Origin of the sequence: Streptomyces sp. NPDC093071 (assembly GCF_044754545.1) — a bacterium.
Classification (GTDB): Bacteria; Actinomycetota; Actinomycetes; order Streptomycetales; family Streptomycetaceae; genus Streptomyces.
The window spans coordinates 695,406-707,953 of the sequence record NZ_JBIVPH010000004.1 but is presented as its reverse complement, the minus strand read 5'-3'; the positions used below and the strand labels follow the sequence as shown (position 1 = coordinate 707,953).

The 12,548-nt window shown below is 71.9% G+C and carries 12 protein-coding genes; 8 read left to right on the top strand and 4 right to left on the bottom strand.

All coding sequences use genetic code 11. The annotated features are described in order from the left end of the window. Nucleotides 1-28: 28 nt before the first annotated feature. Nucleotides 29-1,255, top strand: coding sequence for a cell wall metabolism sensor histidine kinase WalK (locus ACIQD7_RS20360; protein ID WP_121828077.1), 1,227 nt, complete (start codon nucleotides 29-31; stop codon nucleotides 1,253-1,255). Continuing rightward, nucleotides 1,252-1,932: a response regulator transcription factor gene (locus ACIQD7_RS20355; RefSeq protein ID WP_017242433.1), complete on the top strand. Its 681-nt coding sequence runs from the start codon at nucleotides 1,252-1,254 to the stop codon at nucleotides 1,930-1,932. The genes ACIQD7_RS20360 and ACIQD7_RS20355 overlap by 4 nt, the downstream gene beginning before the upstream one ends. Before the next feature lie 253 nt (nucleotides 1,933-2,185). Here ACIQD7_RS20355 and ACIQD7_RS20350 read toward each other — a convergent pair whose 3' ends face one another. Beyond that, nucleotides 2,186-2,800 (bottom strand): DUF461 domain-containing protein, encoded by a 615-nt coding sequence (locus tag ACIQD7_RS20350; protein ID WP_383416064.1) that lies wholly within the window; start codon nucleotides 2,798-2,800, stop codon nucleotides 2,186-2,188. 700 nt (nucleotides 2,801-3,500) lie between these two features. Between ACIQD7_RS20350 and ACIQD7_RS20345 the strand changes: the two genes are divergently transcribed. The 6 genes from ACIQD7_RS20345 to ACIQD7_RS20320 all read left to right on the top strand — a co-directional run bounded on the left by ACIQD7_RS20345 (nucleotide 3,501) and on the right by ACIQD7_RS20320 (nucleotide 9,731). After that, nucleotides 3,501-3,983: a CarD family transcriptional regulator gene (locus tag ACIQD7_RS20345; protein ID WP_003953493.1), complete on the top strand. Its 483-nt coding sequence runs from the start codon at nucleotides 3,501-3,503 to the stop codon at nucleotides 3,981-3,983. Between the two features lie 302 nt (nucleotides 3,984-4,285). Continuing rightward, on the top strand, nucleotides 4,286-5,035 hold the full coding sequence (ispD, locus tag ACIQD7_RS20340; protein ID WP_121828080.1) for a 2-C-methyl-D-erythritol 4-phosphate cytidylyltransferase: 750 nt from the start codon (nucleotides 4,286-4,288) through the stop codon (nucleotides 5,033-5,035). Further along, nucleotides 5,025-5,543, top strand: a complete 519-nt coding sequence (gene ispF / locus ACIQD7_RS20335; protein ID WP_402443179.1) for a 2-C-methyl-D-erythritol 2,4-cyclodiphosphate synthase — start codon at nucleotides 5,025-5,027, stop codon at nucleotides 5,541-5,543. The genes ispD and ispF overlap by 11 nt, the downstream gene beginning before the upstream one ends. Nucleotides 5,544-5,616: 73 nt before the next feature. Then, nucleotides 5,617-7,014: a cysteine--tRNA ligase gene (gene cysS / locus ACIQD7_RS20330; protein WP_402443177.1), complete on the top strand. Its 1,398-nt coding sequence runs from the start codon at nucleotides 5,617-5,619 to the stop codon at nucleotides 7,012-7,014. A 75-nt stretch (nucleotides 7,015-7,089) separates the two neighbouring features. Beyond that, nucleotides 7,090-8,046 carry a 23S rRNA (guanosine(2251)-2'-O)-methyltransferase RlmB gene (gene rlmB / locus ACIQD7_RS20325; protein ID WP_121828083.1) on the top strand — a complete coding sequence of 319 codons (957 nt, stop codon included), beginning with the start codon at nucleotides 7,090-7,092 and terminating at the stop codon, nucleotides 8,044-8,046. 83 nt (nucleotides 8,047-8,129) lie between these two features. Then, nucleotides 8,130-9,731 (top strand): DoxX family protein, encoded by a 1,602-nt coding sequence (locus ACIQD7_RS20320; RefSeq protein WP_402443174.1) that lies wholly within the window; start codon nucleotides 8,130-8,132, stop codon nucleotides 9,729-9,731. A gap of 121 nt (nucleotides 9,732-9,852) precedes the next feature. Here the strand turns inward: ACIQD7_RS20320 and ACIQD7_RS20315 are convergent, their stop codons facing one another. From ACIQD7_RS20315 to ACIQD7_RS20305, 3 genes are all read right to left on the bottom strand, one after another. Beyond that, nucleotides 9,853-10,569, bottom strand: a complete 717-nt coding sequence (locus ACIQD7_RS20315) for an NDP-sugar synthase (protein WP_402443172.1) — start codon at nucleotides 10,567-10,569, stop codon at nucleotides 9,853-9,855. Nucleotides 10,570-10,630: 61 nt separating this feature from the next. Continuing rightward, nucleotides 10,631-11,041, bottom strand: coding sequence for a hypothetical protein (locus tag ACIQD7_RS20310; RefSeq protein ID WP_205613763.1), 411 nt, complete (start codon nucleotides 11,039-11,041; stop codon nucleotides 10,631-10,633). Between the two features lie 237 nt (nucleotides 11,042-11,278). Continuing rightward, on the bottom strand, nucleotides 11,279-12,376 hold the full coding sequence (locus tag ACIQD7_RS20305; RefSeq protein WP_053643515.1) for an ABC transporter ATP-binding protein: 1,098 nt from the start codon (nucleotides 12,374-12,376) through the stop codon (nucleotides 11,279-11,281). Nucleotides 12,377-12,548 lie beyond the last annotated feature (172 nt).

Genomic DNA, 12,548 nt, shown 5'->3' with positions numbered 1-12,548 from the left:
GGCCCGCGACCCCGCATAACCTTGAGGCATGGACGTGAACGCGGCGGTCGCCGCATTGGCAGCGATCGCCGGCGTGTGCACCGGCGTGATCGCCATGCTGGCGTTCCGCTGGAGCGAACGCGACCAGACGCGACCCACCCGTACCTCGCTGCACACCGACGCCGTGCTCCCGCCCGGCGTCGACACCGTGCTGTCCGTACTGCGCTCCTCCGCGGTCGTCCTCGACGAGAGCGACTCCGTGGTGAAGGCCAGCTCGGCGGCGTACGCGCTCGGTCTGGTCCGGGGCGGCAAACTGGCCGTCGAGCCCATGCTCAACATGGCCCGCGACACCCGCCGCGACGGGGAGATACGACAGGTCGAACTGGACCTGCCCCGGCGCGGCACCGGACGCGGCGAGGCCCTCGCCGTCTCCGCCCGCGTCGCCCCCCTCGGCTCCCGGCTCGTCCTGCTCCTGGTCGAGGACCTCACCGAGGCCCGGCGCATCGAGGCGGTCCGGCGGGACTTCGTCGCCAACGTCAGCCACGAGCTGAAGACCCCCACGGGCGCGCTCTCCCTGCTCTCCGAGGCGGTCATGGACGCCTCGGACGACCCCGAGGCGGTCACCCGCTTCGCCGGCCGGATGCAGATCGAGGCGACCCGCCTCACCAACCTCGTACAGGAGCTGATCGACCTCTCCCGCGTGCAGAACGACGACCCGCTGGAGGACTCCGAGCCGGTGTCCGTGGACGAGCTGGTCGCCGAGGCGATCGACCGCTCCCGGCACACCGCCACCACCAAGCAGATCACCATGGTCTCCGGCGGCGCGGCCGACCTGAAGGTCTGGGGGAGCCGCGGCCAGCTCGCCGCCGCCCTCGGCAACCTCGTCGAGAACGCCGTCAACTACTCACCGGCCCACACCCGCGTCGGCATCGCGGCCCGCAAGATCGCCGCGCCCGGCGGCGACCTCATCGAGATAGCCGTCACCGACCAGGGCATCGGCATCCCCGACAAGGACAAGGAGCGCGTCTTCGAGCGCTTCTACCGCGTCGACCCCGCCCGCTCCCGTGCCACCGGCGGCACGGGCCTGGGCCTCGCCATCGTGAAGCACGTGGCCGCCTCGCACGGCGGGGAGGTCACCGTCTGGAGCACCGAGGGTCAGGGCTCCACCTTCACCCTGCGGCTGCCCGAGGCGGGCTCCGCACGGGACCGCCGGCCCGCCTCCCCCACCCCCGATCTCATGACCGAACCGCTTCCCGCCCCGGAGGTCCTTCCGTGACCCGAGTGCTCGTCGTCGAGGATGAGGAATCCTTCAGCGACGCCCTGTCGTACATGCTCCGCAAGGAGGGCTTCGAGGTCGCCGTCGCGGCGACCGGGCCCGACGGCCTCGACGAGTTCGAGCGCAACGGAGCCGACCTCGTCCTCCTCGACCTGATGCTTCCGGGCCTTCCCGGTACCGAGGTGTGCCGCCAGCTGCGCGGCCGCTCGAACGTCCCGGTGATCATGGTGACCGCCAAGGACAGCGAGATCGACAAGGTCGTCGGCCTGGAGATAGGGGCCGACGACTACGTGACCAAGCCCTTCTCCTCGCGGGAGCTGGTCGCCCGCATCCGCGCGGTGCTCCGCCGCCGCGGCGAGCCGGAGGAGGTCACCCCGGCGGCCCTGGAGGCCGGCCCGGTCCGCATGGACGTCGACCGGCACGTGGTCACGGTCTCCGGCGGCAAGGTCGACCTCCCCCTCAAGGAGTTCGACCTCCTGGAGATGCTGCTGCGCAACGCGGGCCGCGTCCTGACCCGTATGCAGCTCATCGACCGCGTCTGGGGCGCGGACTACGTCGGCGACACCAAGACCCTCGACGTCCACGTCAAGCGCCTCCGCGCCAAGATCGAACCGGACCCGGGCGCGCCGCGCTACCTGGTGACGGTGCGGGGCCTGGGCTACAAGTTCGAGCCGTAGGACGAGCGGCTCGGCCCGACGGGCCGGACGGAGTCCGGCGCAGCGTCCCGAAGCCTGTGAGGCCCCCCGGGGCCGAGCGGTGCGAGGGGCGCACGCGGGAAGGTGCTCGAACCGGACCCGGGCGCGCCGCGCTACCTGGTGACGGTGCGGGGCCTGGGCTACAAGTTCGAGCCGTAGGAACCACCGCCGTGCGGACACGTGAAAGGGGCGCCCCCATCAGGGGGCGCCCCTTTCACGTGCGTACGTACGACGGTCAGTGACCGGCCTCGGCGTCCTCGCCGTGCTCCGAGCCGTGCTCGCCCTCGCCCGACGGGGTCGCGGAGGCGGTCGGCGTGGCGCCCGGGGGAGCGGGGACGACCTCCGGGCCGAACTCCTCGAAGTAGCTCTTCGCGGGGACGACGAACGCCTCCAGGCCGACCTCGCCGGTCTTGCTCAGCTTGAAGACGAGCTCCTGCGCGTCGCCGAGGCGGGCGGACTCGGTGCCGTTCTCGATCACGGCGGTGGCGTTGCCCGCGCCGCCGATGACGACGGAGCCGCCGGCCGGGACGGTGACCGCGCCGGTGCCGCCGGCCGGCGTCAGCTTCACGGTGGCGCTCGTACCCGGCAGGGTGATCGCGTCGAGGGTCTGCGGCTGGGAGCCGTTGTTGAAGACCGTGGCCGAGACGGCGGCCGGGCCCTTGACGCCGATCTCGGGCTGCGTGATGAGCAGAGCGTTCTGGATCTTGACGTCGTCCACCGTGACGGCGGCGTTGTCGGGCCGGACGCCGAGCGTCTGCGCGTCGTTGCCCGCGCCACAGGCGGACAGCGCGGCGATGGAGAACACGATGGCGGTAGCGGCGAGGGCGCCGCGTCGAAGGCTGCGGCTCACGGCGGCGGCATCTCCTAGGACGTACGGACGGACGTGGATGTCAAAGGCCAACCAAAGGCGTGTCAGCGCGCTTAGGTTACCGAGCCGCACTCTCCGTCCCGCACCCGACCCGCCCCTAACCGCCCGCGCCCGTCCCCGGCCTTCCCGGGACGCGCCCGGGGGTGCGTCCCGGGGCGTGTCCGGGCGCGCACCCGGGGCGGTCCCCGGAGGCCACCCCGTACCGCCGCCCCCGGGAGACCGGCCGTGGTCGCTCCGCGTGGCCGGATCGCGACCCATTGACCTGTTGTTCACATAACCGCCTTGATCAATTCGGGGGTCGCCGCGCATTCCCCGGAGCCGCCCCTCCGGAAAATCCCCGACCGATGTCGGCCGATCTCGGCTGATCAATTTCGGGAATCATCCCGTGATGCATCCGTACGGGTGACCGATCCTCGAACGGAGCACGTGAAGAAGGCCACTCCGAACCAGACAAACCGGTACATCACTCCCTCTCCGCAGAGCCCCGAGTAGGTGTAACGTGCGCGTTTCTCTCCGTCCGCACAGCCGCTCCGACCTGCGAATACCCCCTTCCGGAACCTCTCCGCAGCACGTCCGCGTCGCTGTTGTCAAGCCCCGAGATATGCCCTGACCTGCGAAAACGCCATTCAGAAGAAGCCGTATCCGTGTTACTCTGGATAGCCACGGAAGGGGTACCTGTCACATGACGTTCAAGGTTGGCGACACCGTGGTCTATCCCCATCACGGGGCCGCGCTGATCGAGGCCATCGAAACTCGCCAGATCAAAGGCGTGGACAAGACCTACTTGGTGCTCAAGGTCGCGCAGGGTGACCTGACGGTCCGCGTACCTGCGGACAACGCGGAGTTCGTCGGGGTCCGCGACGTGGTCGGGCAGGACGGGCTGGACCGGGTCTTCGAGGTGCTGCGCGCGCCGTACGCCGAAGAGCCGACGAACTGGTCCCGTCGCTACAAGGCGAACCTGGAGAAGCTCGCCTCCGGCGATGTCATCAAGGTCGCCGAAGTGGTGCGCGACCTGTGGCGACGCGAGCGCGAGCGCGGTCTCTCCGCAGGTGAGAAGCGCATGCTCGCCAAGGCCCGGCAGATCCTGGTCAGCGAGCTGGCCCTCGCGGAGAACACGAACGAGGACAAGGCCGAGGCTCTCCTCGACGAGGTCCTCGCGTCCTGAGCGTGTTCCGGCCACACCGGAGCGCGTTTCTCAAGTGAAGCGATGCCGCGGTGCCCGCTGGCGTGCTGTGATCCACACAGTGCTGTCGCCGGGCGCTGCGGCATGTCCGCGTACGGTGCGCGTGCGCGGGCATCCGCGCACGGAACACCCGATACCCCGAACCCCGATACACAAGACCCCTCGTGCCGGGCGGCAACGCCCCGACCGTCGTCACGGAAAGGGCCCGGTCAAGGCGGTGCGTCCGGCACGGTGAGTGCCATACCCATGTCGGCCGCGGAAACAAACCTGCCGGAGTGCAACCGATGTCAGACGAAGCGCGTCCCCGTCGTACCGCCGTCGTGATCCCGGCGGCCGGACGGGGCGTACGCCTCGGCCCGGGCGCCCCCAAGGCGCTGCGCGCGCTGAACGGCACCCCCATCCTCATCCACGCCGTCCGCGCGATGGCCGCCTCCCGCGCGGTCTCGCTCGTCGTCGTGGTCGCGCCCCCCGAAGGCGCCGCCGAGGTCAAGAACCTCCTCGACGCCCACGCCCTCCCCGAGCGCACCGACTACCTGGTCGTGCCCGGCGGCGACACCCGCCAGGAGTCCGTGCGCCTCGGCCTCGACGCGCTCCCCGAGGGCGTCACCACCGTCCTCGTCCACGACGCGGCCCGCCCGCTCGTCCCCGTCGACACCGTGGACGCCGTCATCGAGGCCGTACGGGACGGGGCCGTCGCCGTCGTCCCCGCGCTGCCCCTGGCCGACACCGTCAAGGAGGTCGAGCCGGCGGAGAAGCCCGGCGACCCCGAGCAGGTCGTCGCCACCCCGGTCCGCGCCCGCCTCCGCGCGGTCCAGACCCCCCAGGGCTTCGACCACGACACCCTCGTGAACGCCCACGCCACCGTCGCCCTCACCGGAGAGGGCGCCACCGACGACGCCGGCATGGTCGAGAAGCTCGGCGCGCCCGTCGTCGTCGTGCCCGGCCACGAAGAGGCCTTCAAGGTGACCCGCCCCCTCGACCTCGTCCTCGCCGAGGCCGTACTCGCCCGCAGGAGGGCCAACGATGGCTTCTGAGCCGATGAACCTTCCCCGTACCGGCATCGGCACCGACGTCCACGCCTTCGAGAAGGGCCGGGAACTCTGGTGCGCGGGCCTCCTCTGGGACGCCTCCGAGAGCGACGGGTACGGCCTCGCCGGGCACTCCGACGGCGACGTCGCCGCCCACGCCGCCTGCGACGCGCTCTTCTCCGCCGCCGGGATCGGCGACCTCGGCGCCCACTTCGGCACCTCGCGCCCCGAGTGGTCCGGCGCCTCCGGCACCACCCTGCTCGCCGAGGCCGCCCGGATCGTCCGCGCCGAGGGGTACGAGATCGGCAACGTCGCCGTGCAGGTCGTCGGCGTCCGCCCCAAGGTCGGCAAGCGGCGCGACGAGGCGCAGAAGGCGCTGAGCGAGGCGGCCGGAGCGCCCGTCTCCGTCTCCGGCACCACCACCGACGGCCTCGGCCTCACCGGCCGCGCCGAGGGCCTCGCCGCCCTCGCGACCGCCTTGGTGTACCCCGTACGGAAGCCCGTACAGGAGTAGGAGGGGCGAAAAACGTGCTCCGTGGCCGGGAATAGGTCGCGGGGCACTACCACACGCCCACTACCCTGGAGGGGTGACTATTCGCCTGTACGACACCAGCGCCCGGCAGATCCGTGACTTCACCCCGCTCACGCCGGGCTGTGTCTCGATCTACCTCTGTGGCGCCACCGTCCAGGCGGCCCCGCACATCGGCCACATCCGGTCGGGCCTCAACTTCGACATCATGCGCCGCTGGTTCGAGTACCGCGGCTACGACGTCACGTTCGTGCGCAACGTCACCGACATCGACGACAAGATCATCGCGAAGGCGGCCGAGCAGGGCCGCCCCTGGTGGTCCATCGGGTACGAGAACGAGCGCGCGTTCAACTCCGGCTACGACGCGCTCGGTTGCCTGCCGCCGACCTACGAGCCGCGCGCCACCGGGCACGTCCCCGAGATGATCGAGATGATGCGCGGGCTCATCGAGCGCGGCCACGCCTACGAGGCGGACGGCAGCGTCTACTTCGACGTGCGCTCCTTCCCCGGCTACCTGGAGCTGTCCAACCAGGACATCGACGACCTGCGCCAGCCCGACGAGGGCGTCTCCGGCAAGCGCGACCCCCGCGACTTCGCCATGTGGAAGGCGACCAAGCCGGGCGAGCCCGACTGGGAGACCCCCTGGGGCCGCGGCCGTCCCGGCTGGCACCTGGAGTGCTCGGCGATGGCCCACAAGTACCTGGGCTCCGCCTTCGACGTCCACGGCGGCGGCCTCGACCTGATCTTCCCGCACCACGAGAACGAGATCGCCCAGGCCAAGGCCTTCGGCGACGCGTTCGCCCAGTACTGGGTGCACAACGCCTGGGTCACCATGAGCGGCGAGAAGATGTCGAAGTCGCTCGGCAACAGCGTGCTCGTCTCCGAGATGGTGAAGAACTGGCGGCCCATCGTCCTCCGCTACTACCTGGGCACCCCGCACTACCGGTCGATGATCGAGTACAGCGAGGAGTCCCTGCGCGAGGCCGAGTCGGCGTTCGCCCGCATCGAGGGTTTCGTCCAGCGCGCCACCGAGAAGGCCGGGGCGCCCGTCGCCCCCGCCGCCGAGGTGCCGCCGGCCTTCGCCGAGGCCATGGACGACGACCTGGGCGTGCCGCACGCGCTCGCGATCATCCACACCACCGTCCGCCAGGGCAACAGCGCCCTCGCCGCGGACGACAAGGACGAGGCCATCGCCCGCCTCGCCGAGGTCCGCGCCATGCTCGGCGTCCTCGGCCTGGACCCCCTCGACCCGCAGTGGGCCGAGGAGTCCGGCGGCGGCGAGGAGCTCCACGGCGTCGTCGACACCCTCGTACGGCTCGTGCTCCAGCAGCGCGAGTCGGCGCGCGAGCGGAAGGACTGGGCGACCGCGGACGCGATCCGCGACCAGCTCAACCAGTCCGGCCTCGCCATCGAGGACAGCCCCGACGGCCCCCGCTGGACGCTGGGCAACCGTTAGAAGACGTGCCGCTCGGACCTCCGGGCGGCACACTTCAGTTACAGACTTCGCACGTCACAGAGGAAACAGGTAGTCATGGCCGGGAACAGCCAGCGCAGGAACCGCCGCACGTCGAACAAGAAGGGTGCGACGGTCGGCAGCGGTGGCCAGCGGCGCAAGGGCCTCGAAGGCAAGGGCCCCACGCCCAAGGCCGAGGACCGCAAGGGCCACAAGGCGTACCGCGTCTCCAACGCGATGGCCCGCCAGGCGGCCAAGCGCAAGCCCGTCGCCCGCCGCGGCGGCAAGGGCCAGTCCGAGATGGTCGTCGGCCGCAACCCGGTCTACGAGGCCCTGCGCGACGGCGTGCCCGCCACGACCCTGTACGTCCAGCAGTTCATCGACAACGACGAGCGCGTGCGCGAGGCCCTGAACCTCGCCACCGGCCGTGGCAACATCCACATCATGGAGGCGCCGCGCCCCGAGCTGGACCGGATGACGAACGGCCTGAACCACCAGGGCCTCGTCCTCCAGGTCCCGCCGTACGAGTACGCGCACCCCGAGGACCTGGTCGCGGCCGCCTTCGACGACCACGACGACCCGCTGATCGTCGCCCTCGACGGCGTCACCGACCCGCGCAACCTCGGCGCCGTCGTCCGCTCCGTCTCCGCCTTCGGCGGCCACGGCGTCGTCGTGCCCGAGCGGCGCGCGGCCGGCATGACCGCCGGCGCCTGGAAGACCTCGGCCGGCACCGCCGCCCGCACCCCGGTCGCCCGCGCCACCAACCTGACCCGCTGTCTGGAGCAGTACCAGAAGGCCGGCGTCACGGTCGTCGGCCTCGCCGCCGACGGCGAGCGCGAGGTCCACGAGCTGGAGGAGCTGGGCGGCCCGGTCGTCATCGTCGTCGGCTCCGAGGGCAAGGGCCTGTCCCGGCTCGTCGGCGAGACCTGCGACTTCCTCGTCCGCATCCCGATGCCGGGCGGCGCCGAGTCGCTCAACGCCGGTGTCGCCGCCGGTGTCGTCCTCTACGAGGCGGCCCGCCGCCGCAGGGGCTGACACCGGCCGTGGCGTGATCTTGACGGGTCTCGGACATTTGCGGCCCGTCAAGGCAGTGTCCTAAACCCAGATCACTCGGTTAGATGAGTGTGGACACCAGAACGCCCCGGCCGGGGTTCGACGATCAGCCCGCGCTGAGCATGGTCAAGGTGGATTCCGATCCCGCCCAGGTGATCGTGAACCACGCCAGCTTCCGTGTGCGGCTCGCGCCGGCCCCGCAGCCGAGGTTCGCCGCCGGCGCCCGTACCGCAGCCCTGTCCGGAGCCGGCGCCCGAGCGGGCGGCGGTCCGCGCCGGCGCCCCGTCGTGTGGACCGGGAAGTCCACGCCGGGCGCGACCGGCCTCCTCCAGGCCGTGCGCGAGTCCTCCGTGGCCACCCTCGACCCCGTCGGCGGCCCGGACGGGGGCGCCACCCAGGCGATCCCGCGCGTCGGCGACACCGTGCCCAACCCGGTGGTGCCCGCCGGGGCCGCGCCGCTGCTGCCGCCGATGCGGCGCGCCGAGGGCGCCTACGACGACCTGTACGAGCCCCGGCCCGAGCCGGAGGACGCGTACGGGGACGAGGAGGCGCGGCCCGGCCGGGCCGAGCGGCGGCACGGACAGGACTCCGTCCGGCACGCCTACTACCCCGGCCGCCGGATGAACCTCGGCGTCGTCCTCCTTCCGCTCCGCGTCTTCCTCGGCCTCATCTCGGTCTACGCGGGCATGGGCAAGCTCTGCGACCCCGTCTACTTCGACGGCGGCGAGCGCGGCTCCATGGTGAAGTGGCTCAACTCCCTGCACCCCTGGGCCCTCGCCGAGCCGCTCCGCGACTTCGCCCTCCAGCACCCCGTCGGCGCCGGACTCACCGTCGCCTTCCTCCAGGTCGTCGTCGGCGTCCTCACGATCCTCGGCCTCTGGCAGCGGGTCGCCGCCGTCGTCGGCGCCCTGCTCTCCGCCGCGCTGCTGCTCACCGTCAGCTGGAAGAGCGTCCCGGTCTACGACTCGGCCGACATCATCTACCTGGCCGCCTGGTCGCCGCTGCTCATCGCGGGCGCCCCCGTCTACTCGGTCGACAGCCGCCTCGCCGGGGAGGCCTGGCGCACCCTCGGCCCCCGCGCCGACCTCCTGGACCTGCGCCGCCGGGTGCTGCGCCGCGGCACCCTCCTCGCCGCCGTCGTCGTCGGTCTCACCCTGCTCATCGGCTCCGTCCTCGGCGGCGCGGTCCGCTCCACCGAGATGGTCACCGTCCCGGGCCCCAACGACGACCCGATCAACCACCTGCCCGGCCGCCCCCTCCAGGAGCCGAGCGGCGACGCCTCCTCCCGGCCGGCGTCCACCCCGCCGAGCCCCGCCGCGACCACCGGGGCGGCGACCGAGGCCCCGGCGAAGAGCGAGCGGACCCGGGAGGCGGCGGAGCGCACGACCGAGCCGACCCGCGAGTCCTCCCGCACGCAGGAGCAGCGCCCGACGGCCACGCAGGGCGCCGGCACCGGGACCGGCGGATCCGGCGACCGCACGCCCACGCGGTCGGACCCGGAGCCCCCGCCGTCCACCAGCGACACCCCGAGCAGCACGGGCGGCACGTCGGGCGGCGGCTCCACGGGCTCGACCGACTCGACCGGCACCCCGTCGGAGAGCGGCTCGACGACGAGCGGCGGCGGGGACGGGGGCGCCCGGAACCCGATCGGCGGCCTGCTGGGCTGAGGCCGCGTCCGTACGGACGGAGAAGGGCGGCACCGCTTCCGCGCGGTGCCGCCCTTTCGCGTACGTATGCGCGTGCGTCCGCGCGTGCGTATGCGCTTACGTATGCGCTTACGTATGCGCGTCAGACCTTCTGGGCGGCGAGCTCCTTGGCGGCCTCGGTGAGGTCCTTGGCGGTGTCGATGGCCCGCCAGTACGCCCCCTGGGGCAGCGGGAAGCCGGCCAGGCGCTGCTCGCGGGCGAGCCGGGGGAAGGTGGTCCGCTCGTGGTCGCCGAGGTCGGGGAGCAGCTCGGTGAAGTCGGCGGAGAAGACGTACACGCCGGCGTTGATGAGGAACGGCGACGGCGGCGCCTCGATGAAGTCGGTGATGTGCCCGAAGGTGTCGGTCTCGACGGCGCCCCACGGGATGCGGGGGCGGGCCAGGGCGAGGGTGGCGAGGGCGTCGCGCTCGGCGTGGAAGGCGGCCATCTCGCGCAGCGAGAAGCGGGTCCAGATGTCGCCGTTGGTGGCGTACCAGGGCTCGTTCGACGCGGGCAGGTGCGCGGCGGCGTACTTGAGGCCGCCGCCCCGCCCCAGGGGCTCGGTCTCGACGACCGTGGTCACCTCGAGGGGCAGGACGGCGGCCTCCAGCCACTCCTGGAGCACTTCGGCGAGGTGGCCGCAGGAGACGACGGCGTGGGTGACACCCTCGGCGGCCAGCCAGGAGAGCTGATGGCCGATGATCGGGGTCCCGGTGCCCGGGATCTCGACCATCGGCTTGGGGCGGTCGTCGGTGTAGGGGCGCAGCCGCGAGCCCTGGCCGCCCGCCAGGATCACGGCCTGCGTCGGAGTGGAGTGCATACGGGGAACGATAGGCGCCCGGCGCTCCTCCACGGCGGTACGGGGCGGGGCCCTTCGGGGGTCAGCCGGCGCGCATGACGCCGGTCGCGTACGAGGTGTCGCAGACCGGGCGGGAGAAGGACTGGGCGCGGGCGGGGCCGTAGCGCTGGACGGCGGCGCGGCCGAGGTCGCGGGCGATCGACACGCAGTGCCGGGCGAGGGAGGGGCGGTTCTCGACCTCGCGCTGGAGGTGCGTGAGGGCGACACCGGGGTCCGTCGCCTGGAGCTCGGCGAGGAGCTGGTCGCGCAGGACGTCCTGCGGGGCGCGGGACTTGGCCGGGACGGAGACGTCCTTGGCGGACGCCGTCAGCTGGGTCGCGGAGTCCTGGCCGGCCCACGGAACGGCGGACACCGCGAGCGTTCCCGAGAGCACCAGGACGACGGGCAGGACGAGGGCGAGGGAGCGGCCGATTCGGCGGGCAGAGTGGGTCACGCAGGCGAGCGTAGCGGGAGGTAGTGATATGGCGACATTTAGTCACTCTCGCGGGGGATGGTTCGAGGCGGCTTTTCGAATCGCGTGTTGACGCGGAGGTGTCGCGGGGCGCGCCGCAGGGCCGTTGTGGGACCGGAATGCCGGGGTTTCCCGCCGTAAACCCCTCTATGGGATCCGGATGGCCGAACGGCCCCGCGTCCGGGGTGGACGCGGGGCCGCCGGGCGGTCCTTCTCGGGTCAGTCGCTGAGGCGGGCGCCCGTGGAGGTGGAGAAGACGTGCAGCTCGCCGGCGCGGGGCACGACGTGGAGGGTGGAGCCCTTGGCGGGGACGTCGCGGCCGCCGACGCGGACGACCAGGTCCTTGTCCTCGCCGCCGACGCGGGTGGAGCCGTAGACGAAGCCGTCGGAGCCGAGCTCCTCGACGACGTTGACGGTGACGGCGAGGCCGTCCTTGCTCGTCGGGCCCGAGACGTCGAAGTGCTCGGGGCGGACGCCGACGGTGACGGTGGTGTCGCCGTTGGCGGAGGCGGCGGCGATGGCGTCGCGGGAGACCGGGACGACGCTGTTGCCGAACTTCACGCCGCCGTCGGTGATCGGGACCTCGACGAGGTTCATGGCGGGGGAGCCGATGAAGCCGGCGACGAAGAGGTTCGCGGGCTTGTCGTACATGTTGCGCGGGGAGTCGACCTGCTGGAGCAGACCGTCCTTGAGGACGGCGACGCGGTCGCCCATGGTGAGGGCCTCGGTCTGGTCGTGGGTGACGTAGACCGTGGTGATGCCCAGGCGGCGCTGGAGGCTCGCGATCTGGGTGCGGGTCGAGACGCGGAGCTTGGCGTCGAGGTTCGACAGCGGCTCGTCCATGAGGAAGACCTGCGGCTCGCGGACGATGGCGCGGCCCATGGCGACGCGCTGGCGCTGACCGCCGGAGAGCGCCTTCGGCTTGCGATCGAGGTACTCGGTGAGGTCGAGCATCTTCGCGGCCTCTTCGACCTTGGCGCGGATCTCGGCCTTGTTGACCCCGGCGATCTTGAGCGCGAAGCCCATGTTGTCGCCGACGGTCATGTGCGGGTAGAGCGCGTAGTTCTGGAACACCATGGCGATGTCCCGGTCCTTGGGCGGCAGGTGCGTGACGTCGCGGTCACCGATGCGGATGGAGCCGGCGTTGACGTCCTCGAGACCCGCGAGCATCCGCAGGGAGGTCGACTTGCCACAGCCGGAGGGCCCGACGAGGACGAGGAACTCGCCGTCGGCGATCTCGATGTCGAGCTGGTCGACGGAGGGCTTGGTGGCACCGGGGTAGATCCGGGTCGCCTTGTCGAACGTGACGGAAGCCATGGTGATGTGTCCCTTCACCGGCAGGAACGTGCCGGACGATCCGAGTAAAGGAGTGATTGAGGTCTAGTCCACCTGGGTGAACCGCAAGTGACGCTACCTGCCACGGGGGGATCTGTCAGCACTCCTCGCCCGGTGAGATTCCCGACCACCGGGGGACGCGCGTTGGATACAC

Excerpts from the sequence above, each read along its gene's own strand:
- ACIQD7_RS20360 (WP_121828077.1), top strand. The coding sequence starts at position 29 with ATGGACGTGAACGCGGCGGTCGCCGCATTGGCAGCGATCGCCGGCGTG.
- ACIQD7_RS20345 (WP_003953493.1), top strand. The coding sequence starts at position 3,501 with ATGACGTTCAAGGTTGGCGACACCGTGGTCTATCCCCATCACGGGGCC.
- ispD (WP_121828080.1), top strand. The coding sequence starts at position 4,286 with ATGTCAGACGAAGCGCGTCCCCGTCGTACCGCCGTCGTGATCCCGGCG.
- ispF (WP_402443179.1), top strand. The coding sequence starts at position 5,025 with ATGGCTTCTGAGCCGATGAACCTTCCCCGTACCGGCATCGGCACCGAC.
- rlmB (WP_121828083.1), top strand. The coding sequence starts at position 7,090 with ATGGCCGGGAACAGCCAGCGCAGGAACCGCCGCACGTCGAACAAGAAG.
- ACIQD7_RS20320 (WP_402443174.1), top strand. The coding sequence starts at position 8,130 with ATGAGTGTGGACACCAGAACGCCCCGGCCGGGGTTCGACGATCAGCCC.
- ACIQD7_RS20315 (WP_402443172.1), bottom strand. The coding sequence starts at position 10,569 with ATGCACTCCACTCCGACGCAGGCCGTGATCCTGGCGGGCGGCCAGGGC.
- ACIQD7_RS20305 (WP_053643515.1), bottom strand. The coding sequence starts at position 12,376 with ATGGCTTCCGTCACGTTCGACAAGGCGACCCGGATCTACCCCGGTGCC.